20 protein-coding genes and 5 pseudogenes are annotated in these 26,689 nt (G+C 40.2%); 21 read left to right on the plus strand and 4 right to left on the minus strand.

Annotated features, from left to right (window positions below; all coding sequences use genetic code 11):
* Window positions 1-426: 426 nt before the first annotated feature.
* The 21 genes and pseudogenes from JCM15074_RS08510 (at window position 427) to JCM15074_RS08610 (ending at window position 23,080) form a co-directional block, all read left to right on the plus strand.
* Entirely contained in the window at window positions 427-882 is a 456-nt protein-coding gene (locus JCM15074_RS08510; RefSeq protein WP_025820815.1) for a ferritin family protein, read from the plus strand.
* 175 nt (window positions 883-1,057) lie between these two features.
* Window positions 1,058-1,513: a tRNA (adenosine(37)-N6)-threonylcarbamoyltransferase complex ATPase subunit type 1 TsaE gene (gene tsaE / locus JCM15074_RS08515; protein WP_025820816.1), complete on the plus strand. Its 456-nt coding sequence runs from the start codon at window positions 1,058-1,060 to the stop codon at window positions 1,511-1,513.
* Window positions 1,514-1,518: 5 nt separating this feature from the next.
* Window positions 1,519-2,871, plus strand: coding sequence for an N-acetylmuramoyl-L-alanine amidase (locus JCM15074_RS08520; RefSeq protein ID WP_025820817.1), 1,353 nt, complete (start codon window positions 1,519-1,521; stop codon window positions 2,869-2,871).
* A 12-nt stretch (window positions 2,872-2,883) separates the two neighbouring features.
* Window positions 2,884-4,699: pseudogene (gene mutL, locus JCM15074_RS25605) on the plus strand (DNA mismatch repair endonuclease MutL).
* Complete coding sequence (gene miaA / locus JCM15074_RS08530; RefSeq protein WP_025820818.1) at window positions 4,692-5,624, plus strand: tRNA (adenosine(37)-N6)-dimethylallyltransferase MiaA; 933 nt, start codon at window positions 4,692-4,694, stop codon at window positions 5,622-5,624. The pseudogene mutL and the gene miaA overlap by 8 nt, the downstream one beginning before the upstream one ends.
* A gap of 79 nt (window positions 5,625-5,703) precedes the next feature.
* A complete protein-coding gene (gene hfq / locus JCM15074_RS08535; protein WP_025820819.1) occupies window positions 5,704-5,976 on the plus strand; it encodes an RNA chaperone Hfq in 273 nt (90 codons plus the stop codon).
* Window positions 5,977-5,994: 18 nt separating this feature from the next.
* Window positions 5,995-7,296 (plus strand): ribosome rescue GTPase HflX, encoded by a 1,302-nt coding sequence (gene hflX / locus JCM15074_RS08540; protein ID WP_025820820.1) that lies wholly within the window; start codon window positions 5,995-5,997, stop codon window positions 7,294-7,296.
* 46 nt (window positions 7,297-7,342) lie between these two features.
* Entirely contained in the window at window positions 7,343-8,479 is a 1,137-nt protein-coding gene (gene hflK / locus JCM15074_RS08545) for an FtsH protease activity modulator HflK (RefSeq protein ID WP_025820821.1), read from the plus strand.
* Between the two features lie 2 nt (window positions 8,480-8,481).
* Entirely contained in the window at window positions 8,482-9,363 is an 882-nt protein-coding gene (gene hflC, locus JCM15074_RS08550; RefSeq protein WP_025820822.1) for a protease modulator HflC, read from the plus strand.
* Window positions 9,364-9,840: 477 nt separating this feature from the next.
* On the plus strand, window positions 9,841-10,431 hold the full coding sequence (gene petA, locus JCM15074_RS08555) for a ubiquinol-cytochrome c reductase iron-sulfur subunit (RefSeq protein WP_025820823.1): 591 nt from the start codon (window positions 9,841-9,843) through the stop codon (window positions 10,429-10,431).
* A complete protein-coding gene (locus JCM15074_RS08560) occupies window positions 10,428-11,642 on the plus strand; it encodes a cytochrome b (protein ID WP_025820824.1) in 1,215 nt (404 codons plus the stop codon). The genes petA and JCM15074_RS08560 overlap by 4 nt, the downstream gene beginning before the upstream one ends.
* Window positions 11,642-12,379, plus strand: coding sequence for a cytochrome c1 (locus tag JCM15074_RS08565; RefSeq protein WP_025820825.1), 738 nt, complete (start codon window positions 11,642-11,644; stop codon window positions 12,377-12,379). The genes JCM15074_RS08560 and JCM15074_RS08565 overlap by 1 nt, the downstream gene beginning before the upstream one ends.
* 96 nt (window positions 12,380-12,475) lie before the next feature.
* Entirely contained in the window at window positions 12,476-13,105 is a 630-nt protein-coding gene (gene sspA, locus JCM15074_RS08570; RefSeq protein WP_025820826.1) for a stringent starvation protein SspA, read from the plus strand.
* The gene (locus JCM15074_RS08575) at window positions 13,105-13,542 is read left to right on the plus strand and encodes a ClpXP protease specificity-enhancing factor (protein ID WP_025820827.1); all 438 of its coding nucleotides are present in this window, start codon (window positions 13,105-13,107) and stop codon (window positions 13,540-13,542) included. The genes sspA and JCM15074_RS08575 overlap by 1 nt, the downstream gene beginning before the upstream one ends.
* Before the next feature lie 135 nt (window positions 13,543-13,677).
* Entirely contained in the window at window positions 13,678-14,259 is a 582-nt protein-coding gene (locus JCM15074_RS08580) for an aminodeoxychorismate/anthranilate synthase component II (protein ID WP_025820828.1), read from the plus strand.
* 129 nt (window positions 14,260-14,388) lie between these two features.
* Window positions 14,389-16,871, plus strand: a pseudogene (locus JCM15074_RS21585) (S9 family peptidase).
* 104 nt (window positions 16,872-16,975) lie between these two features.
* Complete coding sequence (locus JCM15074_RS08590) at window positions 16,976-18,109, plus strand: HDOD domain-containing protein (protein ID WP_025820829.1); 1,134 nt, start codon at window positions 16,976-16,978, stop codon at window positions 18,107-18,109.
* A 336-nt stretch (window positions 18,110-18,445) separates the two neighbouring features.
* Entirely contained in the window at window positions 18,446-19,663 is a 1,218-nt protein-coding gene (locus JCM15074_RS08595; RefSeq protein WP_025820830.1) for an aspartate aminotransferase family protein, read from the plus strand.
* A gap of 76 nt (window positions 19,664-19,739) precedes the next feature.
* Complete coding sequence (astA, locus tag JCM15074_RS08600) at window positions 19,740-20,756, plus strand: arginine N-succinyltransferase (RefSeq protein WP_025820831.1); 1,017 nt, start codon at window positions 19,740-19,742, stop codon at window positions 20,754-20,756.
* Between the two features lie 9 nt (window positions 20,757-20,765).
* Window positions 20,766-22,226: pseudogene (gene astD, locus JCM15074_RS21590) on the plus strand (succinylglutamate-semialdehyde dehydrogenase).
* A 56-nt stretch (window positions 22,227-22,282) separates the two neighbouring features.
* Window positions 22,283-23,080, plus strand: a complete 798-nt coding sequence (locus JCM15074_RS08610; RefSeq protein ID WP_025820832.1) for a DUF1338 domain-containing protein — start codon at window positions 22,283-22,285, stop codon at window positions 23,078-23,080.
* 346 nt (window positions 23,081-23,426) lie between these two features.
* Here JCM15074_RS08610 and JCM15074_RS08615 read toward each other — a convergent pair whose 3' ends face one another.
* The 4 genes and pseudogenes from JCM15074_RS08615 to crp form a co-directional block, all read right to left on the minus strand.
* Window positions 23,427-24,770: a sensor histidine kinase gene (locus JCM15074_RS08615; RefSeq protein WP_025820833.1), complete on the minus strand. Its 1,344-nt coding sequence runs from the start codon at window positions 24,768-24,770 to the stop codon at window positions 23,427-23,429.
* Window positions 24,767-25,440 (minus strand): annotated as a pseudogene (locus JCM15074_RS21595) (response regulator transcription factor). The gene JCM15074_RS08615 and the pseudogene JCM15074_RS21595 overlap by 4 nt, the downstream one beginning before the upstream one ends.
* Window positions 25,421-25,768 carry a PepSY domain-containing protein gene (locus tag JCM15074_RS08625; RefSeq protein WP_025820834.1) on the minus strand — a complete coding sequence of 116 codons (348 nt, stop codon included), beginning with the start codon at window positions 25,766-25,768 and terminating at the stop codon, window positions 25,421-25,423. The pseudogene JCM15074_RS21595 and the gene JCM15074_RS08625 overlap by 20 nt, the downstream one beginning before the upstream one ends.
* 144 nt (window positions 25,769-25,912) lie before the next feature.
* Window positions 25,913-26,547 (minus strand): annotated as a pseudogene (gene crp / locus JCM15074_RS21600) (cAMP-activated global transcriptional regulator CRP).
* Window positions 26,548-26,689 lie beyond the last annotated feature (142 nt).

Here is a 26,689-nt window from a genome sequence, read left to right on the forward strand (position 1 = left end):
CTAATATCCTCTTGTCCAAATAATTCCAACTTATACCTTCATAAATTAGTCTGCTTTACTATCGCTATCTGATTAGTCACTAAACGATAAATTACGGCTTGTTGCTGTTGTTTATGTATTACAACTGTATTCGATTTCACCATAACCTCTTATACCAATCTGTAAAATAAACTGATCATTCTAAAAATTTATAATGACGAGGTCCTTAAATGATATGCCTAGAGTCATCTAATCTAGACGTATAGATCTATATCGACATTCTGATCATATATTTAGATTGGTATTATTATCAAAGATAGCGGCTAGTACTAAAGTTGACTATTGGTTTTTTGCCGTTTTTTTATGCAAATATTTGATGTGTGACAAATAATGATAATGGGTTTATTAGCATACTTAATATCAGCATGGATCAAGGATGGAGTTTTTATGCGGATACAACAGCTAAGAGAATTATTGCAATATGTCATTGAATGCAGATATGCAATGTCAACGTTATACGCACGGCTAGATAGTTATGCTGAGTCACCACGCGTAAAACTATTATTAGAGTATTATCAGTTCCATGAAAAAGAGGTAGCTACACAGCTTGCTGATTATATTGATAGTGCCCCGCCTAAATTACTCGATACTTGGTATAAAGATATTATTTTTGAAGATTTTATCAAACGGTGTGAGACTTTTAATTTAGCCTCTGACATGACTTGTGATCAGGTACTTGATTTACACATGAGTCTTGAAAATAGTTTGATTGAGTTAATTGAAACTACGGCTTCAAGTTCTCATTGTGAGAACACACGTAATATGTTGCTTAATCTTGCTCAAGTTGAAAGAAATCATTTACACCGTTTGGTACATAGTAGCTTGCGAATGGATGACCTTTAAGATTCTTAATTTGTAACAAAAAAGGGAATGAACATTCCCTTTTTTGTTGTTAAATTTTTGAGATTGTATTTGATTGTCATTTCAGATAGGAAGCAGCTGATTTAATTGTAGTAAGGCTTAAGCGATAATGATAAATTGTCGAACTACTATGGCATATCAAAATATGAGAGCAAAAATGACAAGTGTTACCGTTATGCTTGAAGACGAGCTGCAAACTATTGCTATGGGACAGAAAATCGCAGCAATTATTCATGCGCCATTTACTTTGTATTTAACTGGTGATCTAGGTGCAGGAAAAACGACATTTAGCCGGGGCCTAATTCAAAGTTTAGGTCATACTGGTGCTGTTAAAAGTCCTACATATACCATTGTTGAGCCATATGAATTAAATGGTATGGATGTTTTTCATTTCGATTTGTATCGTCTTGCTGATCCTGAAGAGCTTGAGTTTATGGGGATCCGTGATTATTTCACCCAGCAAAGCTTATGTATTGTAGAATGGCCAGATCAGGGTTTTGGTTTATTGCCAGAAGCTGACGTGCATATCCATTTGAAATATGTTGATCAAGGAAGAGAGATGACGCTTGTCGCCAACTCATTACAGGGTGAACAGTTAATAAAGCAACTATAACAATAATGATAAAAACTATATCTTTAATTCGATTTTTTTTCTTAATATGCTGTTTAACAACCAGCGTACAAGCATTTGCTGCCAATAAGTTAAACAGTGTTAGGGTTTGGGCTGCACCTGATTCTACCCGTGTAGTATTAGATTTAGGTCAGTCACCCAAATATAGTCACTTCTTTTTGACCAAACCAGATCGGTTAGTGGTTGATTTACAGCACACTCAACTTAAATATAATCTATCGCATTTAAAAAATAACAGTAAATTAATTAAGAAGATACGGCAAAGTAAGCCAGTGAAGAAGGGGTCGTTAAGAATTGTTATTGATCTCGCTAAACCAGTATCTGCTAAATTGTTTTCGTTATCACCAACTGCGCCATATGGTGACCGTTTAGTTGTCGATATTGAACCTAAATCTAAAACCGGTTCCGCTAATTCAAGCAAACAAACATCAACGAGTAAGCCTACTGTAAAACCTAAACAGGGCTTACGAGATATTGTGGTTGCAATTGATGCGGGGCATGGCGGTGATGATCCTGGTTCTATAGGTCCAACAGGGACTTATGAGAAGCGAGTTGTACTTGAAATTGCCAAGCGAGTCGCTAAAAAGATTAATAATACACCCGGTATGAGAGCCGTTATGACTCGAAAAGGGGATTATTTTGTTAATTTAAATAAGCGTTCAGAACTTGCCAGACAGAGTAAAGCTGACCTTTTAGTCTCTATTCATGCTGATGCATTTACTTCACCAGGGCCTCGCGGAGCATCTGTATGGGTGTTATCTATGCGTCGTGCTAATAGTGAGATTGGTCGTTGGTTAGAAAAGAAAGAGAAGCATTCGGATCTCCTAGGTGGTGCAGGTGAAATTATCCAAAGTGCTGATAATGAACAGTATTTGGCTATGACATTATTAGATATGTCAATGGACCGTTCGATGGCAATTAGCCATACTGTCGCTGGCGATATTCTAAGTGATTTAGGTCATGTAACACGTTTACATAAACGTAAACCTGAATCGGCTAGTTTTGCAGTACTAAAATCACCAGATATTCCATCGTTATTGGTTGAAACAGGCTTTATTTCTAATCCTCAAGAAGAGCGACTATTACGCAGTAGCCGTCATCAAGAGCAATTAGCCAATGCGATTCATAATGGTATTGTTAAATACTTTAAGACGCATGCTCCAGTTGATACCTATATGGCCCAACAAAAGGCAAAGTTAAAACATAAAGTTAAATCTGGTGAGTCGCTTTCTGTGATTGCTGCACGTTACAAGGTATCAATCGCGAGTCTTAAAAAGTCGAACCAATTAAAGTCAAACGTACTGCATATTGGGCAAACATTAGTGATACCGAGTGCCTAATCGAGGTTGAGTATGGCGATTAAAATTCTACCCGCACAATTAGCCAATCAGATTGCTGCGGGTGAGGTGGTAGAAAGACCCGCTTCAGTAGTTAAAGAACTCGTTGAAAACAGTTTAGATGCTGGCGCAACACGAGTTGATATTGAGATTGATAAGGGCGGTAGTAAACTTATCAAAATCAGAGACAATGGTGTTGGCATTGAAAAACAAGATTTAGCATTAGCATTATCTCGTCATGCAACGTCTAAAGTCGCTTGTTTGGATGATCTCGATGCGATTATGAGTTTTGGTTTTCGCGGTGAAGCACTTGCCAGTATCAGTTCAGTTGCTCGACTCACATTAACATCTAAGACTGCTCAACAAGATGAAGCATGGCAGGCATATGCTGAAGGCAATGATATGGCTGTTAAAGTTGTACCTGCAGCGCATCCTGTTGGCAGTACAATTGAAGTTGTCGATCTATTTTTTAATACGCCCGCTCGCCGACGCTTTCTGAAAAGTGATAAAACCGAATTTACTCATATTGACGAGTGGTTAAAGCGCATTGCGTTAGTACGCAGTGATATCCATTTTACGCTGACACATAATGGTAAATTAGTTCGTAATCTTCGGCCTACAACTACTGAAGCTCAGTATATGCAGCGGTTAGCACAAATTGGTGGTAAAGCTTTTGCAGAATCAGCTTTAAAAGTGGATTGTCAGCATGATGAATTGGCATTATCTGGTTATTTACAATCTCCCACCGCCGCAGTAGTTGGGCAAGATACGCACTACTTTTATGTGAATGGCCGCTTGATTCGTGACCGACTGGTTAACCATGCTGTTAAACAAGCTTTTGCCGATGTAGGTATGACGGAACAACCTGCATTTGTGTTGATGCTGACGATTGAGCCGCATCAAGTTGATGTCAACGTACACCCTGCAAAACATGAGGTGCGTTTTCATCAAAGCCGTTACGTCCATGACTTTATCTTACAGGCACTGCAGTCAGCATTAAGTCAGTTACTTGAGAATGAACCGATTGAGCTAAATCAGCAACATAGTGTTGCGGTATCACCGCAGGTATCTGAATCAACTAGTTCATATTCAAGTGTGATGCCTAAGTCATACGCGAGTACTGATGAGTATCAAGTGAGTTCCAGATATAGTGATCAACCATTTGGGGGCCACAAAGTTTACTGGTAATAGTTATCCACGCGAGCCAAAGCAGCATCAAAATGTACCCGTAGCGGCGCAAAATTATGGCGAATTGTTACAAACACCTTTTAATCAAAGCTTACCCTCGAAAAACAGCTCAAGTGAAGTCACTACGCCACCGATATTGGATGGTGATTATTTTGTTTTTATTGAAGATAGTCATTTAAAATTATTATCGATAAAAACTGCTGCATTTTATGTGCGAAAACATGAAATCTGTACTAAATTGGGTCAAGGTTTAATCAGTCAACCATTGTTAATGCCTGTATCAGTTTCAGCAGAACAAGATTGGCAAGAAACCATTGACCAACAACAGCGATTATTGACACGCCTTGGTATAGAGTTACAGATACGTGCAAAGCAGTTGATAATTAAAAAAGTGCCCCCATATCTAAGGGACACACCGTTAGCACTTGTGATTCCAGAGTTATTGCAGTGGCTTAGATTTGAAACACCAGCAGAAGAAGCGCTATCTACATGGATAGCTAAGCAGAGTTTGCAAGGATTCACATCTGCCAAAATAGTTTGGCAGGGCTATATGGGGCTGAGCGAAGAAATACAGCAAGAAGTACTTAAATTAGCTAAGGCGTTACCTTGGCAAAGTTGGATAAAAGAACAACCAAATGAGTAATCAACAATTGCCTAATATTATCTGTCTTATGGGGCCAACCGCATCAGGAAAGACAGCATTAGCGCTTGATTTAGCAGAAAAGCATAATTGTGAAATTATTTCTGTTGATTCTGCATTAATTTATCGTGGTATGGATATTGGAACAGCCAAGCCTACTGCAGCTGAGCTTGCAAGAGGGCCGCATCGATTAATCAATATTCTAGACCCGCGAGAAAGTTACTCTGCGGCTGATTTTAGACGTGATGCTATCACGCATATTGATGATATTATTGCGAACGGAAAAACCCCACTATTAGTGGGTGGTACTATGATGTATTTTAAAGCACTATTAGAGGGCTTATCGCCACTTCCTAGTGCGGATGAAGCGATTAGACTGCAAATACTTGCTGAAGCGAACGAACATGGTTGGGAATATATCCATCAACTACTCGCTGAAGTTGATAGTGTTGCAGCAGCAAGAATACACCCTAATGATCCGCAACGATTATCGCGGGCATTAGAAGTATATAGAATAAGCGGAAAATCGATGACTGAGTTAAGTCAAACGAAAAGTGCCGCTTTACCTTATCGAGTCAGTCAGTTTGCAATTGCACCTACTGAGCGTAAGATGTTACATCAATTAATCGAGAAGCGTTTTAACATTATGTTAGAACAAGGATTTATTGATGAAGTTGCCCAGTTAAAAGCTCGGGGTGACTTGCATTTAGATTTGCCATCAATGCGCTGTGTTGGCTATCGCCAAGCATGGCAGCACTTAGATGGTGAATTTGATTATTCGACCTTAGTCGAAAAAGGGGTAGCTGCAACTAGGCAATTGGCTAAGCGTCAATTAACATGGTTACGTAGTTGGCCTGAGCTAACATGGCTTGAAACTGGAGCCGAGAATAATTTAGTTACACTATGCGATAATGCAACTATTGATTAGTTGCGCTATCATACTAATACTAAAAAGAAAGTTTCACTTTTTTGATTTATTTATTTTTATAATTAAAAGGAAATAAGATATGGCTAAGGGGCAATCACTACAAGACCCGTTTTTGAATGCGCTACGTCGCGAGCGTGTTCCAGTATCTATTTATTTGGTAAATGGCATTAAGCTGCAGGGCCAAGTAGAGTCATTTGACCAATTTGTTATTTTATTAAAGAACACTGTCAGCCAAATGGTGTATAAGCACGCGATTTCTACTGTTGTTCCTGCACGTCCATTTAACGTGGGTGGTCACCAAGCTGGTCAAGGTTACCAAGCTAATCCGGATGACAACGCTGGCAACGAATAATTATTGGAGAGTGACTTTTTGTTTGAACGCTATGAAGCTGGTGAATCCGCAGTACTAGTTCATATTGACTTTGCTGATGAAGATAGTCGTGAAGATCTAGTTGAATTACAGCTGTTAGTTGAGTCCGCAGGGGCTCGTTCTGTAGGTGTTATAACGGGAAGTCGCAAATCCCCTGACCGCAAATTTTTTGTAGGTTCAGGCAAGGCTGAAGAGTTAGCAGCCTTAGTGGCTGCCACTGATGCTAATGTAGTTATTTTTAATCATGCATTAACACCTGCACAAGAACGTAATCTTGAGCAAGTTTGTCAATGCCGAGTGTTAGATCGAACTACGCTGATTTTAGATATTTTTGCTCAGCGAGCTAGAACACACGAAGGTAAACTTCAAGTTGAGTTAGCACAATTAAGGCATATGTCTACCCGCCTTATTCGTGGTTGGACTCACCTTGAAAGACAAAAAGGTGGTATTGGATTACGTGGTCCAGGTGAAACCCAGCTGGAAACAGATCGTCGTTTACTACGTGGGCGTATTAAAAATATTAATCGCCGTCTTGAAAAAGTAGATAAGCAACGAGAACAGAGCCGTCGCGCACGTAAGCGCAGTGATTTAGCGACGGTTTCATTAGTGGGTTATACCAATGCAGGAAAGTCTACTTTATTTAATGCATTAACCACTTCTGATGTGTATGCCGCCGATCAACTGTTTGCCACACTTGATCCTACGCTACGGAAATTAGATTTAGAAGATGGTGCTGTAATTCTAGCGGATACTGTTGGTTTTATTCGTCACTTACCTCATGACCTTGTTGCGGCTTTTAAAGCAACGTTACAAGAGACTCGTCAAGCTGATTTACTACTGCATGTGGTTGATTGTGCTGATGAGAATATGGGAGATAACTTTGATCAAGTTCAATCTGTATTGAAAGAGATTGAAGCAGACGAAATAACTCAGCTAGTAATTTGTAATAAAATTGATTTATTAGAAGAGCTTGAGCCTAAAATAGATTATGATGCAGAGAATAAACCTATACGGGTTTGGGTATCTGCTCAGCAAGGCTTAGGCTTAGAGTTAGTTTCAAAAGCGATTACTGAGTTGATCGGTGAGAGCGTTACTGAACTCACTTTGAGTATTCCAGCAGCCGCTGGGCATTATCTTGGCCAGTTTTATCGATTGGATGCAATACAGCAGAAATCGTATGACGATTTGGGGAACTGTATAATATCTGTTCGGTTGTCTGACGCCAACTGGCGTCGATTAACAAAACAGAGTCAAGGTGAACTTGAAACCTTTGTTGTTGAAACTTCAGATGAAACAGCTTAGGTTATTGGTTAAATCTCGTTTATTTCATCCTATTATGGAGTACTAAATGGCTTGGAACGAGCCCGGTAACAAGGGTCAAGATCCTTGGGGGAATAAAGGTGGTAACGATAAAGGACCACCGGATCTAGATGATGTATTTCGCAATATTTCAAAGCGTTTTGGCGGCAAGGGCAAAGGCCCTTCTGGTAAAGGCTTCGGAACTATATTAATCATTGTTGCTGTGATTGCCGCGATAGTTTGGTTCTTATCTGGTTTTTACACCGTGAAAGAAGCACAACGTGGTGTCGAATTGCGTTTCGGTCAATATATTGGTGAAGTTTCACCAGGCTTACAATGGAAGGCAACTTTCATTGATAAAGTTTATCCAGTTGATATTGAAACCGTACGTTCAATTCCTGCATCTGGTAGCATGCTTACAGCCGACGAAAACCTTGTTCAAGTTGAGCTTGATGTGCAATACCGCGTAAGTAATCCAAAAGATTATTTATTTAACGTGGTTGATGCTAACTCAAGTTTAAGTGAAGCGACTGATAGTGCTCTTCGTTATGTTATTGGCCATAATAAAATGGACGATATCTTAACTACGGGTCGTGAAAAAATTCGTCGTGATACATGGGATGAACTAGAGCGAATCATTAAACCTTACCATTTAGGTCTAACAATTGTTGACGTTAACTTCTTGCCAGCGCGTCCGCCTGAAGAAGTGAAAGCAGCATTTGATGACGCTATTTCAGCACAAGAAGATGAACAGCGTTTCATTCGTGAAGCTGAAGCTTATGCTCGTGAAGTTGAACCAAAAGCACGTGGTACAGTGCAACGTATGGAACAGCAAGCGAATGCATACAAGCAGCGTGAAATATTAGAAGCTGAAGGTAAAGTTGCACGATTTGAAAAGATGTTGCCAGAGTACAAGATGGCTCCTCAAGTCACTCGTCAACGTATGTATATCGATACGATGCAGAAAGTAATGAGTGATACTAACAAGGTGTTAATTGACTCTAAGACTAGTGGTAATGTGATGTACTTACCGTTAGACAAGCTTATGCAACAGCAGCAGCAACCTGCTCATTTAAAGCAAGCTCCTGCACAACAGATCCATATTAATTCACCGAGTGCGGATGTTCATAATATGCCTGCTAATAGTCGCCCATTGCGTAGCGATGTTCGCCAAGGGAGACAGTAATTATGAGTAGATTAGTTGCAATTATTGTCGCTATATTAATCGCATTGACGTTATCGTCTGTACTTGTGGTTAATGAAGGTGAACGCGCGATTGTTTCACGCTTTGGTAAAGTTTTAAAAGAAGACGGTCAGACAATTGTTTATGCTCCAGGTCTTCATTTTAAAATACCTGTTATCGATAAAATTAAATTTATGGATGCGCGTATTCAAACTTTAGATGGCGCAGCGGATCGTTTTGTTACTTCAGAGAAGAAAGACTTAATTGTTGATTCTTATGTGAAGTGGAAGATTGATAATTTTGAAAAATATTACTTATCAACAAATGGTGGTAATACCGCAATAGCTGAAAGCTTATTGCAACGCAAAATCAGTAACGATTTACGTACTGAGTTCGGTCACCGTACCATTAAAGAAATTGTTTCTGGTAGCCGTGATGAACTGCAAATTTCAGCCCTTAAAAATGCTGAAGAAAGTGCAGTTGACTTAGGTATTAAAGTTGTTGATGTGCGTATCAAACAGATCAATCTACCTGCAAACGTGAGTAACAGTATTTACCAACGTATGCGTGCCGAGCGTTTAGCGGTAGCTAAAGAACATCGCGCACAAGGCCGTGAGCAAGCTGAAATTATTCGTGCGAAAATTGATGCTGATGTCACAATTAAAGTGGCAGACGCAGAACGTAAAGCCTTAATTGTTCGTGGTGAAGGTGATGCGATCGCAGCTAAGATATACGCAGATGCTTATAAGAAAGATCCTGAATTCTTTGCATTTATGCGTAGCTTAGAAGCTTACAAAGCAAGCTTTAAGTCTAGCCAGTCTAATGTGATGGTGCTAGAGCCTGATAGCGAGTTCTTTAAGTATATGAATAGTTCTGCTATAAAATAGTGTGACACTTTGTATAAAAACCCAGCCAATGGCTGGGTTTTTTTTGCTCTAAAACTTTTGAATGATTTTAAAGTGAAGCAAGAGTGCGGCATAAGTCAATGCTGGTTGTTTTAATATGCCCCAAGTTATACAAATTTATAAAAGTTAGATAATTATCTAATTTAGAAAGAATTTATTTATGTAGAATGGTTAGTTTGACTGTGTTCTTGATGGTATGAGAATAATTAACATTCCTGCCGAGAATGATAAAAATAAAATGATATTAAAGCTGGTAATGTTAATTATAAGTGTGTTTTTTGATGAGTATTTAAAAATATGTAAATTAAAGTGTCTTAAGTGTGTCATTTCACTATGATCTGTATCTAGTTTTTCGTTATAATGAGTCGCGATTCAAACTTGCTACAGCTAACTAGTGGAAAGTGCTGAAGTTTGAGTAACTAACAATAAAAATTCCAAACCTTTTGGGAGAATAAGTGGATGAGCAATGCGCCAGTCGATACCGGACGTCGCAGATTCCTGACCGCAGCTACTGCCGTTATTGGTGGTGCGGGTGCCGTTGCAGTTGCGGTACCTTTTGTAAAGTCATGGAATCCGAGCGCCAAAGCCAAAGCTGCAGGTGCCCCGGTGGAAGTAAATATTAGTAAATTAGAGCCAGGTCAATTAATTCGTGTTGAGTGGCGTGGTAAACCTGTTTGGATTGTGCGTCGAACAGATGCTGTATTAGCAGAGTTACCCAAAATCGATGCTGATTTAAGGGACCCTAATTCATTAGAGCCACAACAACCAAGTTATGCCCAAAACCCTGAGCGTTCAATTAAGCCTGAATACTTCATTGCTGTGGGTATATGTACTCATTTAGGCTGCTCACCAACCTATTTGCCCGATTCATTTGGCGAGCAGGTAGAAGGTGTTAATTCAGGTTTCTTCTGTCCATGTCATGGTTCAAAATTTGATATGGCCGGTCGAGTATTCCAGGGCGTACCCGCACCGTTAAACCTCGTTATTCCTCCGCATCATTACGTTGATGATAACAATGTCATGATTGGTCTTGAACAAGGAGAGGCATAATGAAAAGTTTAATTGATTGGATTGATGCTCGGATCCCTATGACGGCGACCTACAACCGTCATGTGGGTCAATATGCCACCCCTAAAAACTTTAATTTTTGGTACTTTTTTGGTTCATTAGCATTACTGGTTCTGGTTAATCAATTATTAACCGGAATTTGGTTAACTATGAATTATGTACCCACCGCTGAAGGTGCTTTTGCTTCAATCGAATACATCATGCGTGATGTAGAATATGGTTGGTTGCTCAGATATATGCATTCTACGGGGGCCTCCGCTTTCTTTGTGGTTATCTATTTGCATATGTTCCGCGGCGTGATCTATGGCTCCTACCAAAAACCACGAGAGCTATTGTGGTTATTTGGTATGTTAATTTTCTTAGTGCTAATGGCTGAAGCCTTTATGGGTTATCTATTACCTTGGGGGCAGATGTCATATTGGGGAGCACAGGTAATTATCTCATTATTTGGTGCTATTCCTGTTATTGGTGATGATTTAACACTATGGATCCGTGGTGACTATGTTGTTTCAGGCGCAACCTTAAATCGTTTCTTCGCCTTACATGTTATAGCGTTACCATTGGTGCTTGTTGTGTTGGTCTTCTTGCACCTTATCGCATTGCATGAAGTGGGTTCTAATAACCCAGATGGTGTAGAAATTAAGCAGAATAAAGATGAGAATGGTTGGCCTGTTGATGGTATTCCTTTCCACCCTTATTACACGGTTAAAGATATCGTTGGTGTAGCAGGCTTCTTAATCGTGTTTTGTTATGTTCTGTTCTTTATGCCTGAAGGTGGTGGTTATTTCTTAGAAAAACCAAACTTTGAAGCGGCTAATCCAATGAAGACTCCAGAGCATATTGCACCGGTCTGGTATTTTACTCCGTTTTATGCCATTTTGCGTGCGATTCCTGACAAGCTTGGTGGCGTGATTATGATGGGGTTAGCGATCATCGTACTATTCGTTCTGCCTTGGCTTGACCGTTGTAATGTTAAGTCTGTTCGTTACCGCAGTTTAACGCACAAGCTGAATATTGCTCAGTTTGCTGTGTCGTTCATTGTGCTTGGTTACTTAGGTGCTGTACCAGCTACGCCAGAGTTAACTATCGCTGCGCGTATCTTTACTGTGACCTATTTTGGCTTCTTCCTGTTCTTATGGATATACAGTAAGAATGAGAAGACTAAACCAGTACCAGAGAGGGTGACGAACTAATGAAAAAATTATTGATTGCATTAGTGACCTTGATACCAACGTTGGTCTTTGCTGCTGGCGGCAGTAATGTCGTGCTTGAGCAAGCCAATATTGATTTCAATGATAAAGAGTCATTACAACGTGGTTTTCTGTTATTTCAGCAAAATTGTTCAGGTTGTCATAGTACCCAATACCAGCGCTATGATCGTGTCGCTACCGATTTAGGTATTCCGATTGATGAACTGAAAGCCAACTATATTCTGACGGATGCTAAAGTGGGTGAGCTGATGGAAAATGCCATTCCTGATGCCGATGCAGCACGTTGGTTTGGTGCTGCGCCACCTGATTTAACATTAGTTTCACGGGTACGAGGCGAAGATTGGGTATATTCATATCTGAAAGGCTTTTATGCCGATCCTAGCCGCCCATTTGGAGTTAATAATCGTGTTTTCCCATTAGTAGGTATGCCACATGTACTGCAAGAGATGCAGGGCTATGTTGAGCCTATTTATGAGGAGCAAGATGTGAATGGTCAAATTGTACCGCATTTAGTCGGATTTAAAGAGGCTATTGGTGGCAGCATGACTCCTGAAGAGTATGATCAGGCAATGCGTGATTTAACCGGATTTTTAGCCTATTCAGCTGATCCTGTCAAACTTGAACGTGAAAGTTTGGGTTATTGGGTGCTTGGCTTCTTATTTATCTTCTTTATTGTGGCCTACCTCTTAAAGAAAGAGTATTGGAGGGATGTACACTAGGCTATAATAAAGGGTAAACTATAGTATCCGCATAATGTAAGCGAGGGGTTTTACCCCTCGCTTCTGTTTGTTTTTTAGAATTTCTGGAGGGTATCAATGGCTGTTGCTGCCAATAAACGCTCTATCATGACCCTGTTCTCAGGTGCTGATGATCTGTATAGCCATCAAGTGCGCATCGTTCTTGCTGAAAAAGGGGTAACTGTTGATGTGTTACAGGTAGATCCCAATGATATGCCTGAAGATTTACTTGAAGTAAATCCATACAACACAGTGCCAACATTAGTTGACCGTGAGTTAGTGTTATATGAATCTCGCATTATTATGGAATACTTAGATGAGCGTTTTCCTCATCCACCATTAATGCCTGTATATCCTGTTGCACGTGGTCAAAGCCGCTTAATGATGCATCGTATTGACTCTGATTGGTATTCATTAGTTGATCGTATTAAGAAAGGTGATCGTGCTGATGAAGCTCGTCGTGAGCTACAAGAAAGCCTAGCTGCTATTGCACCTGTTTTCGCTGAAATGCCTTATTTCATGAGTGAAGAGTTTGGTTTAGCTGATTGTTATCTTGGCCCATTACTATGGCGTTTGCCTGTGTTAGGTGTGCAATTAGATAGCCGTACTAGCAAAGATATTAAAGCTTATATGACTCGCGTATTTGAGCGTGAATCATTTAAAGCATCACTAACTGAGGCCGAGCGCGAAATGCGCATGGGTATCTAATGAGTGATTTAACCCCAAGCCGTCCTTATTTGTTGCGCGCTTACTATGAGTGGCTAATGGACAATCAGCTAACACCACATGTGGTAGTTGATGCGTTTGTTAAAAACACGCAAGTGCCAATGCAGTACGTTAAAGATGGCCAAATTGTATTAAATATCAGTTCTTCAGCAGTGGGCGAATTAACCATTGATAATGAAGCTGTGCAATTTAATGCACGTTTTGGTGGTGTACCTCAATTAGTTTATCTGCCTATGGCTGCCATTATTGCTATCTATGCAAGAGAAAATGGCGCTGGTACGGTATTTGAGTTAGAACCTGCATATGAAGTATTAGAAGAAGAGTTTGAAGAGTCTGTATTAGAATCTTTAGAGTCTAAAGCTGAGGCTCAACAGGTAGAACAACCCAAAAAACGTGCACATTTAACGTTAGTTAAGTAGACCGTTAGTGTCTTAATAAAACCAGCTCTCGAGCTGGTTTTTTTATATCTATCAATGTTTGTTTTATGGCTTCAAGGTGAATCTTTAAAGTAGCTGTGTTAGCATCGCCGCCAAGACAGTTTGTGGATGCTATATATGTTGTTGATGATTGATAATTATGATTCTTTTACTTTTAACCTAGTGCAATATTTTCAGCAACTTGGTGTTGAAGTTGTGGTTAAACGTAATGATGAAATCAGTCTGACGGAGGTTGCCTCTTTAGCACCGACTCATATTGTTATCTCACCCGGTCCCTGTACCCCAAATGAAGCGGGTATCTCTCTTAAGCTTATCGAACATTTTTCGGGAAAATTGCCTATATTGGGAGTTTGTTTAGGGCATCAAGCTATTGCTCAAGTTTTTGGCGCTAAGGTGATTCGTGCTAAACGAGTTATGCATGGCAAGGTCAGTCATATAGAGCATGGTGGTCAGGGGCTGTTTATGCAGTTGAATAACCCTTTACAGGTGACCCGTTATCATTCCTTGTTGGTTGAATCTATTCCAGAAAACTTTCAATTAGATGCATGGTATGACGATGCTGAATATGGTCGTGAAATTATGGCGATGAGCTGTCCTGAAATGGCGCTTTTTGGGGTGCAATTTCATCCAGAGTCAATTTTGACTGAGCAAGGGCACGAGTTGCTAGCTAACTTCTTAAATTGCTCACAACCATTGTAAGTTACAACTTTTATCATCCTTGTTGGTTATTTGAGTCCTTTTTGTGTTGCAAATTGTGATATAAACGTTTGCAAATAAAGCTTTAAGAATGGTTTCTTCTTGAAGCTACACAATAATGAAGGAAGGATGATGAAACCAATGTACCGTAATTTTAGCTTAAGCATGATTGCTTTAGCCCTATTATCAGGTTGTGCGACAACCACATCGATTAAACCGTCTATTGAAACTAAACCTACTCATATGACTTTGGCTGCGCCACCTCAAGCAGAGCAGCCTTTGACTTTAAAACAGATTATGGCTGACCCTGATTGGATGGGCGTGTTAGCGCAAAGGGCTTATTGGGCCGATGATGGCCAATCAATTTATTATTATCGGCAAGCGAGCGCTTCACCTATAAAACAATTCTATCAGCAACAGCTTGCAAGTGGTGAAGCACAGCAGTTGTCATTACAACAACTACATCTTGCAGATCAGCGTCATGGCGTATTGAATCAACAACGCAATTTAAAGGCATATATCTATCAGGGCAATTTGTTTGTTAAGTCGTTAACTAATCATAAAATTACCCAATTGACTCAGTCTGATAATAAAGTGTCTGATGTGAGCTTTATTGGTAATGATAAGGTGAGTTATTGGCAAGGTGATACCTTATATGCGATTAATTTAAAGACTAATTTAAGTAAACAACTTGCCAGTTTAAAAACAGAAACTCCACCTAAATCGATTGCAGAACCAGACAGTTATTTAGCTAAACAGCAACATAGACTCATTAACTATGTTGCTAATGAACACGATAAAGCATTACAAAAACAGGCTTATCAACAACATTTGCATACTGTAGATCCCACATTAGTGAGCAAGCCATTTTATTTGGGCAGTGATGAACGTATTGTCGCAAAAAGTCTTTCACCAGATGGCCGTTACATTATTGTGGCGCTAGCTAGCAAAAATGATAAATGGCGAAGTGAACATGACATTATGCCTAACTACCTTGCTAAAGAGGGATATGTCGATCCCGTTCCAGCTAGAGCCAGAGTTGCTGAAGCCTCGAGCGAAGGGCAACGTTTAATTATACTTGATATCAAGCTGCATAAGCAGATACCCGTCACCATAGAGGGGTTAACGGATTACGATCAAGATGTATTGGCTCAGGTCAAATTGGAAAACGCTAAAGCACAAGGGGTGACATACCAATCGCAAAAACAGCCGCGTAAACTGCAATTAATGCAAGATTGGGGCTGGTCTCAATCTGCTATTGTCTGGGGTGACAATTCATCAACAGTGGCAATCATGCTAGAAGCGCAGGATAACAAAGACCGCTGGATAGCGTCAGTTAATTTAAGTAATGGTAAGTTAACCACTGAACATCGATTACATGATCAAGCTTGGATTAACTACACCCATAACCAATTCGGTTTGTTACCTAATAGCGATACGCTTTATTATCTTTCAGAAGAGTCTGGATACTCTCAGCTATACCTTAAAACGCAAGATAACAACGCGAAGGCCTTAACCCAAGGCGAGTATGTTGTCAGTGATGTCACGCTCTCGCCTGATGGTCAATATATATACTATAAAGCTAATAAATCACATCCTGGGATTTATAATGTTTATCGTGTGAACCTGAGTACGACTCAAACTGAGCAGTTAACAGATTGGCAAGGTGTGTTGGATTATCAATTAAGTCCAAATGGCCAAGCATTATTATTAACGGCATCAACGCGGATTGAGCCAGAAGAACTGTATTGGCAACCCATTGGTGGCAAGTTACAAAAGCTGACAGATTATACTAGTCCTGCATTTAAGGCATATCCTTGGCAATCGCCGGAGGTTGTGGCAGTGCCATCAACTCATGGCAGTGATGATATATATGCTCGTGTTTATCTGCCACAAGGCTACGATGCTAATAATGTAAAACAATATCCAGCGGTGATTTTCAATCATGGTGCAGGTTATTTGCAAAATGCCCATTATGGATTTTCTGGTTACTTCCGGGAGTTTATGTTCCATAACTTATTAGCCCAGCAAGGTTATGTGGTGATGGATATGGATTATCGAGGTTCTAAAGGGTATGGCCGTGATTGGCGTACTGCGATTTATCGGCAGATGGGGCATCCAGAAGTTGAAGATTTAGCTGATGGTGTTAATTGGATGGCGGCTCATACGAATGTAGATGCGAAGCGAGTCGGTACTTATGGCGGTTCATATGGTGGCTTTTTAACTTTTATGGCGCTGTTTACAGAGCCTGAGTTATTTCAAGCAGGAGCTGCCTTACGGCCTGTGACAGACTGGCTCATTATAATGCGCCATATACTAGTAATATTCTAAATACGCCTGATATTGATGCTATCGCTTATGAGCGTAGTTCTCCAATAGAGTTTGCTGAAGGACTGCAGCAACCCTTACTAATAATGACGGGTGTGTTGGATGATAATGTGTTTTTTCAGGATAGTGTACGGTTAGTGCAACGCTTAATTGAGCTTGAGAAACCTATGTTTGACATAGCAATTTACCCTGTTGAACCGCATGGGTTTAAACAGCCCTCAAGTTGGTTAGACGAATATCGACGTATCTATAAATTATTCGAACAAGAGTTAAAACCTGCTCAGTAACCATTGTTAAGACCTACTTTTGTAGGTCTTTTTATTGGAACATTGCTCATGTATTATCAAATTTGACCGATAAAATAGTAAATGTCATTACTTAGGGATAGCCAATGACCGATATACCAGTGATTACCGAGAAACCGTTTGAAGTTATTGATTTTGAAGAACGTTTCTTTAAACAAGTACTTGTTGGCCGTAAACAGCTTGATATGGAAGAAGAGGAGGATATAGATGAAGAGTCCTTCAAACTTGATATTGAGCGTGAAGCCGTAATGGCTAGAATGGCAAAACAGCGTAAGGCAAAAGAAGTATTTGAAGCCATTACTGGTAGTTTTTATAAAACATTCAACCATGAAGTTGGTATCCAGTTTTCACGACCTAGTTTAGTGTTTGAGCACATTGATGTGAAACAAATCCAATTAGAGTTGTTATTTTTAGTGAGCAAAGAGAATCTTGAATTTAAAAAGATTAGGCCTTTAGTTGAGCAAGTTGATTGGTTGGTTGAAGATTTTACTAAATTGGTCAATAGCCCTTCTTATCGTAGCCGTCGTGATGATGCTAATGATGTTAAAATAACTGGTACTCAACTAGTGTTAAGCTTTATTGGTATTGAAAGCTTGGCATCGATTTTACCCTTCTATGTGTTTCAACATTGGTTTCCCCACAATCAAAATAGTTTAGCCAGAAGTAGTCGTAAATTATGGCGTTATTGCTTAGTTGCCGCTATTGCTGCTGGTGCCTTGGCTAAATTGCATAATTTAAATGAACGTTATTTTTATATTTGCGGTTTAGTTAATCAGCTGGGGATGCTCGCAGTATTGCGTAACTGTGCATCAGTTTATGATCATTTATGGGGAAACTGGTTAAGAGAATCAATCGGTTATAAAGATAAAGAAATTTATGATTCAGTACTTGCGACTAGTTTTCCTACCGCCGATATTTATCATAATGTGGATGAAAAAGCGGGTGATCTCACTTGGAAACTATTGGAACAAGTTGGTTTTGGCACCAATCCAATAACGCAAACATTAAAAGAATTTAGTAGCGCTAATTGTGTTGAAGAATATTCTGATGAAGGCAAGATTATTGCTAAAGCCTTGTGTTATGCCAAAGTCTATATTTTAGAAGAAACGAAACAGATTGATTTGAAAGAAAAACGCATGTTATTTGAATATTACGGTATTTCTGAGCAGGAAGATTTACGTCTACAAGGCCAAAATTTTCATCAATTCGATTTACTTTAGTGGGCGACTCAATAACAAGCTGATTAGCTTCTTCTTACAGTGATTTAATTCTGTATATTTTACATTCTTCCTCGTCAAAGATATTTTACAAACTATTGTAAAATATCTTTTTTGACTGCTTATGTGTGATCATCATTATATTCCGATTGTTTATTCTGGTTAGTCGATTTATTATGCAAAATTAAGATGTTAATTGATAGCGTTAAAATGTGAATAGCTGGATATTTGGTTGCATTTTTGTTAATAATAGTGCGAATTAAGGAAGTTAAGCGAGCAAAGCAAATAAGCACAAGACGACTCAATTAAGTCGCCAACAAAATAAGGAATTAGAAAAGCATGAGTATTGATAACAAGTTAACTCGAGCGCAATTCGATCACGTGATGGTTCCTAATTATGCCCCATCAGCAGTGATTCCAGTTCGAGGTGAAGGGAGTCGAGTTTGGGATCAATCGGGTAAAGAGTATATTGATTTTGCCGGTGGTATTGCTGTTAGTTGTTTAGGTCATTGTCATCCGGCATTAGTTAATGCATTAACGGAACAAGGTAATAAGTTATGGCACCTTTCAAATGTGATGACCAATGAGCAAGCATTAGGGTTAGCAACACGTCTTGTTGAACATACTTTTGCTGATAAAGTTTATTTTGCTAATTCTGGCGCTGAAGCAAACGAGGCCGCATTAAAGTTGGCTCGTCGTTATGCTCGTGATAAATATGGCGAGCAAAAAGATCAAATTATTGCATTTGATAAAGCATTTCATGGCCGTACTTTCTTTACGGTTAGCGTTGGTGGTCAAGCAGCATATTCTGATGGTTTTGGGCCTAAGCCACAAAGTATTACCCATATTCCATACAATGATATTGCTGCACTCGAGGCGACTATTTCAGATAAAACCTGTGCCATTATGCTTGAGCCTTTACAAGGTGAGGGCGGTATTATTGATGCAGAACCGGAGTTTCTAAAAGCCGTTCGAGCTCTCGCAGATAAACATAATGCTTTAGTTGTATTTGACGAAGTACAAACTGGAATGGGGCGTACCGGGCACCTTTATGCTTATATGGATTGTCCAATTGTACCGGATATTTTAACGACGGCTAAAGCATTAGGTGGTGGTTTCCCTATTGCAGCCATGATTACCACAACTGAAATTGCAAGTTATTTAAAAATAGGGACCCATGGTTCAACTTATGGCGGTAATCCTTTGGCTTGTGCCGTTGCCAATGCGGTATTTGATCAAGTTAATCAAGCGGAAGTCTTAGCGGGTGTTAAATATCGCGAACAGCTACTACGCGATGGACTTGCAAAAATTAATGACAAATACCATGTGTTCAGTGAGGTACGTGGTAAGGGATTATTGATTGGAGCAGTTGTTAATGAAGCATACCAAGGCCGAGCGAAAGAGTTTTTAGTAGCTGCCACTGAATTTGGGTTGATGTCGTTAGTTGCAGGTGCAAATGTCGTACGGTTTACTCCATCATTAGTGATTCCGGAGCAAGATATCATTGAGGGCTTAGCAAGATTTGAGCAAGCCGTCGCTAAAGTCGCGCAAGCTTAATGGCCTTCTATCTAAGGGAGGTTAATCCTTCCTTGATATATCTTATGGTCAATAATCCCGTTCTGGAGATCGAAATATGCTAATCATTCGCCCAATTAGGGACTCAGACTTTGATTCATTATTACTTATTGCTAAGGAATCTGGGCATGGTTTTACGTCATTACCTGTAAATGACGCTTTGCTACGAGCCAAGATTAAGCGTGCTCAAGAATCGATAAATAAACAAGTAGAAAAACCTTTTGATGAAGGTTATTTGATGGTGCTAGAAGATACCGATACTGGAGAAGTTGTGGGTACTTGCGGCATTGAGGCCGCTGTCGGAATGGTCGATGCTTTTTATCATTATCGCATTGGTACCGAGGTTTATCATTCTGAGCAGATTGATGTGCGTAATGAGGTAGAAACACTCACCTTATGCCATGACTATACGGGGGCGGCTGAACTATGTACGCTGTTTCTAAGAGATACTTATCGTAAGAATAATAATGGCCGTATGCTATCTCGTAGCCGTTTTCTTTTTTTAGCGCAACATGCAGCACGCTTTGGTAAAACCGTAATTGCCGAGATGCGGGGGATGAGTGACGAAGATGGCCATTCACCATTCTATGACTGGTTAAAAGAGCATTTTGTCGGTATTGATTTTATTGAAGCGGATTATCTATCAGGGTTAGGTCAAAAATCATTTATGGCTGAAATGATGCCGAGAAACCCAATATATATTAGTTTACTACCTGAGATTGCACAGCATGCGGTGGGGGAAGTTCATCCTAATACTCGACCTGCATTAAAATTGCTGGAAGGTGAAGGTTTTAGGTGGCGCAACTATGTGGATATCTTCGATGGTGGTCCAACCGTTGAATGCCATTTAGAAGATATTCGTTCAGTTAAAGAGAGTTGTTTACTGACCGTCGTGATTGCACCTCATAATCCGACACAAACCTATATATTGGCAAATACCAAATTAGCTGATTATCGTGCTACTGCAGCCGAAGTCGCAGTTGATGAACAACAACAATTAATTTATATGACACCAGAGTTAGCTGATGGGCTATTAGTAGGCGAAGGTGAGCAAGTTCGTGCGCTTTTGATGTAGGGAGATATCATGACTCAATTGATTAATGGACAATGGCAAGCTGGTTTGGGTGAGCAAATGCAATCGCTGAATCCTGCCAACCAAGAGATTATTTGGCAAGGTAAATCTGCCACTATCGAGCAAGTTGAACAAGCGGTAATGGCTGCTAGAACTGCTCAGTTTGATTGGTTTATGTTAGGTTTTGATGCGCGTTTAGCCATTATTGAGCGTTATCGCGAGCAGCTTGATCTACATAAGTCAGAGATGGCTGCTGTGATTGCTGAAGAAACGGGTAAGCCGTTATGGGAAACCGCGACTGAAGTTGCGGCAATGATAGGCAAAATAGGCTTATCTGCAGCTGCTTAACAAAAACGCACCGGTGAAAGCGAAAATGATATTCCTGCCGGCCGGGCTGTATTGCGTCATAAACCACATGGCGTGGTAGCGGTATTTGGTCCTTATAACTTCCCCGGTCATCTGCCAAATGGCCATATTGTGCCAGCATTACTTGCGGGTAATACCGTGATATTTAAACCTTCAGAACAAACACCAAAAGTAGCAGAAGAGATGCTGAAGTTATGGCAACTTGCTGGATTGCCTGATGGTGTGATCAATCTTGTTCAAGGCGAGCTAGAAACAGGTAAAGCCTTAGCTGCTCATCCGCAGCTTGATGGTCTATTTTTTACGGGCAGTTCGCAGACAGGGCACGTACTGCATCAACAGTATGCGGGCCATCCAGATAAGATCCTTGCGCTTGAGATGGGGGGAAATAACCCGCTTATTGTAAAAGGGGTGACAGACACTAAAGCGGCTGTCCATGAAATCATTCAATCTGCTTTTATCTCTAGTGGACAACGTTGTACCTGCGCCCGCAGACTTTATGTTGAGCAAGGTCGTGCTGGTGATGAATTAGTTGCCGCGCTAGTTGCAAGTGTGAAACAGATTAGAGTCGGCCCTTGGAATAGCGAACCACAGCCATTTATGGGCTCAATGATCTCTGCTCAAGCTGCGCAAGGAATGTTAGCAGCTCAAGCTAAATTGCAGTTATTAGGTGGTGAAAGTTTATTAGAGCTAAGTCAATTGGTTACAAATACCGGCCTTGTGTCCCCAGGTGTGATTGACGTTACTGCAATCGCCGAACTACCAGATGAAGAGTATTTTGGTCCATTATTACAAATTGTTCGCTATAGCGATTTTAATCAGGCAATTAACTTAGCTAATCGAACCCGTTATGGATTATCTGCAGGTTTGTTAGCTGATGACCGTAAAGATTTCGATTATTTCCTAGCACGTATTCGGGCTGGGATTGTGAATTGGAATAAACAGATTACTGGTGCGTCAGGAGCTGCGCCTTTTGGTGGTGTAGGTGCTTCTGGCAATCATCGTGCAAGTGCTTATTATGCTGCTGATTATTGTGCTTACCCCGTAGCATCTGTTGAAGCGGATAAGGTTGAGTTACCCGCCAACCTCAGCCCTGGGCTAACATTATAATGATCAATAGAAGCGCATGAAGCGCTTCTTTTTTTGGACATTTTCAAGGAGAAGTCATGCATACACAGGTTAATGAATTATTTAATCAACTTTGGCTCGATTATATTCAAATGACGCCATCAGCTGATAAGGTTCATGAGCTATTATCGCAAGGTCAGCCAATCATTAATGATCATATTGCCCTGCGTACTTTTAATCTTGCTAAGGTTAATCTTAGTGTGCTTGCAAAGCATTTTGAAGCATTGGGCTATGTCGCTTGTGGTGATTATCAGTTTGAAGCTAAAAAGCTAGTCGCTAAACACTTTGAGCATCCTGATGCTAGCCTACCAAAGGTCTTTATATCTGAGTTGTTAGTTGAAGAATTTAGTGAGCAGTTACAAAAAACAGTGCAGCAATTAATTGAGCAGATTGATCCGCTGGCGGCTATTGCAGATAACTTTATCTACTCTGGACGGCACTGGCCATTAGATTATACAACATATCAACAATTATTAGCCGAAAGTGAGTATGCGGCTTGGGTCGCTGCGTTTGGTTATCGAGCGAATCACTTCACTGTTTCGGTGAATGAGTTAGCCAATTTTAATACCCTTGAAGCTGTCAATGAAACGCTAAAGCAAGCTGGCTTTGTATTGAATACCGTGGGAGGCGAGATTAAAGGATCTGCAGATGTATTGTTAGAACAATCATCTACCATGGCCGATCAAGTTGTCGTTGAATTTAATGATAAAACGGTTGCTATTCCGAGCTGTTTTTATGAGTTTGCATTGCGCTACCCTAAGGCTGATGGTCAACTCTATACAGGCTTTGTGGCGGCATCTGCAGATAAAATATTTGAAAGCACCAATGTTAATTGAGAGCAATAACATTGGTGCTTTATCAATATCTTATACCAATTCCACTAAATAAGTGTTCAATTCAGAGCCTCTCAGACTTTTCAATTCAAGGCGCATTGATGAAGAAATGGTTATTCCCTTTTAAGTCAATGCAAAGCAGAAGTGGAAAGTCTGAGAGACTCACGTAGTGCGGGCTTCAAAGCCCTTTATGCTACGTTAGAGGCTCTCGGTATAGAATAACTATTAACTTCAAGCCTCCGCAAGGCACATAGATGTGCCGAATGTCTGTATTGCAGGAGCAAATACTGACCTTGCCTACAGGGCTTTGAATTCCCGCTGAAAGATCACATGATTAATGGAGTTGGTATTAAATACTAGAGTGGCTAAAGGTTAATTGGATCTTTAGCCCACCTAAACTGACGCTTTGGCTAAACTGAATATCAATATGGTATTGCTCGGCAATATCTTTAACAATCGATAAGCCTAAACCATGTCCCATTACCGCTTCATCTAAACGCTTGCCTCGTTGGGTGAGCTTAGCTAAATCTTGCTTAGCGACACCGGTGCCATCATCTTCTATGGTTAACTCGATACGTTTATCAGTGGTTAGCTTAATGCTCACTAGTACCATTGAATTTGCCCATTTATAAGCGTTATCAAGTAAGTTACCGAGCATTTCCATGCCATCTTCTCGGTGAATAGGTAGACGTTGTAGCTGATTATAAACCATCAATTTACAATCAATTTGTTTATGGCGGTGTACTTTGGCTAAGGTTTGGGTTAAGTCATCGATATCCCGTTCAATGACTAGTTGAGCTGCGGGTAACATATCGCCAGTAATTCGCGCTGCCGCCAATTTACGCTCTACCATTTGCTGAATACTATCAAGCTGCTTTTGCAGTGCCAATGCGGCATCAGGATCGCTTAGACCTAGCGCTTCAACTTGTTGCTGCATAACAGCAAGTGGTGTTTTTAGACCATGACTTAGGTTGCCAAGATTATTACGACTGCGCTCAATTTGCTTACTGGTATAGTCCAATAACTCGTTATAAGTTTCCGCGAGAGGTTTGATTTCAGTTGGAATATTGTCGGTATTTAGTGCTGATATTTCGCCATCTCGGAGTTTCTTTAATGACGATTTTATTTGTGCTACAGGCTTAAATGAGCGTCGTAAAACAATAAAAATACCAATAATAATCGCAATGAGCATGGCTAAATTGATGCCAACTTTAATGCTATAAACCTGCGCCAGTACTTTGCGGCCAATACTTAGATCTTGGGCGACAGTTAAGGTTGCATTGACATTGTCTACGCCACTATTTAAACCAAAAGATAGCAGTTGGATATCATGCTTTTTAGGCCCTTTTGCCTGCCAAGCACGGGTTTCTCCCGGCGCTAATGGTGTGATCTTAAGTTCTTTATCCCATAACGATCGTGAGCGGATCTCCTGCTCACCAAAGTTAAGTTGATAGTAGCGACCTGAATAGGCGGGTTTGTAAAAGCTCGAAAGCTCGGTGCGATTGATACTGACTTCACCATTGTGAAGGTGGGTTGCCAGTATCACTTGCTCCATATCTTCTTGTAAGCGAGCAATAATGGAGTCATGGAATGCTTGTCTAAGCATCGACTCCATCAATAACATACCGAGTAGCGTACTAATAATAACTAATGCACTGAGCCACAAGGTTAATTTAGTGCGGATTGATCTCATTGTTGTAGGCCGTGGAATATATATCCTTGACCTCTGCGTGTTTCAATCGCAGTTTTACCTAATTTTTTGCGTAAATGAGTCACATAAACTTCAACAACATTACTCTCTTTTTCATCATCAAATTGATATAGCTTGTCGGCTAATTGTGCTTTTGATAATAGCTTTTTAGGAGACGTTAGAAATACCCGTAATAGCTTGTATTCCATCGCGGTAAGTTCATATGTTTGTTGATTCACCGTCACCTTTTGCTCAGCTTCGTCAAGCACTACGCCACCATAGCTTAGCTGTTTAGTGAGATTATTGGTGCGGCCACTTGCGCGGGTGATTAATGCGGCAATACGGCTAATAACTCTTCGGTGTGAAATGGTTTACCTAGGTAGTCATCGGCGCCAGCATTAAAGCCTTCTACTTTTTCATGCCATTGTGAGCGAGCGGTTAGCATAATAACTGGCACATTACGCTCTTGTTTACGCCATTTGCTTAGTAACTCTAAGCCGTTACCATCAGGTAATCCTATGTCTAAAATGACGCAGTCATACTGACTTTCATTGATCATATAATCAGCTTCTTGAGCTGAGCCTGTGGTATCTGTGATGTATCCAGCTTGTTTTAGCTGTTTTGCAAGTTCGGTAACAAGTAGTGGATTATCTTCAACGAGTAACAATTTCATCTTGTTGGCATTCACTTGGTATGGGTGACTGAACGACTGGCTGTCCATTTACGGCATTCAGAGACAGATTAATGATTTGTCCATTGGGCTGCTTTAATTGTAAATCATAGCGCCAACTATTGTTGACTTGATAGAGGTGGGCGTCAATCAGTTTTCCACTGCAATACTGATGAATTATCGTTAAGGTGTCATCAAGTGACAATATGGTGCCATTTTTCACCAGCTGTTTGACTTGATTATGTTCAAGTTCAACTGTGTTAGCTTGGCTCGATAGGCTGGCAAAGTAACTCAACAGACCAAGGCTGCAAATTAGTACTTGCTTGAACATATAGGCCTCAACATAAACTCAATGATAGACAGAATAATCACTATAGCCAATGAGTATTAAATCAAGCTGAACTTATGCTAGAGGAGGGGAGGTCTATAAACGAAAAAAGGTTCGCAATGCGAACCTTTTTAATGTCACGCTGAATTAACGCGTGCCGTATACCACGATAGTTTTACCGTGCGCTTGAATAAGATTTTGCTCTTCAAGCATTTTTAAAATACGACCAACAGTTTCACGTGAACAGCCTACAATTTGGCCGATCTCTTGACGAGTGATCTTAATTTGCATGCCATCTGGATGAGTCATCGCATCTGGTTGCTTAGCAAGATGAAGTAGAGTTTGGGCAATACGACCTGCTACGTCTAAGAATGCTAGGTTACCTACTTTTTGGCTAGTGCTTTGCAGGCGGTAAGCATCTGTGCTGCTAGCTTCATTAGGATTTCAGGGTTAACCTGAATTAATTGCTTAAACTTCTTGTAAGAAATTTCAGCAATTTCACAAGCTTGCTTAGCACGAACCCAAGCAGTACGCTCAGCTTGCTCTTCAAACAGACCTAATTCACCAATAAAGTCGCCTTGGTTAAGATAAGAAAGGATCATCTCTTTGCCTTCTTCATCTTTAATCAATACAGCGACAGAACCTTTTACGATGTAGTAAAGAGTGTCTGAATCTTCACCAGCATGAATCAACGTGCTTTTTGCTGGGTATTTATGGATGTGACAGTGTGATAAAAACCATTCCAAAGTTGGATCTGGTTTTGGCTTACCAATCAGAGCCATGATGATGTTCCTCGATTGATCGAAAAATACCAAGATAATTGTTTTTATTCATATTTTAGTGATATGAAATATAAAACAACGTAGTTATCTCAGTGTAGATTAATTAACTTAACGCTAAAGGATTTACCTATTGTTAGATGGC

This window comes from Shewanella marina JCM 15074, from assembly GCF_000614975.1.
In the GTDB taxonomy this organism is placed as follows: domain Bacteria; phylum Pseudomonadota; class Gammaproteobacteria; order Enterobacterales; family Shewanellaceae; genus Shewanella; species Shewanella marina.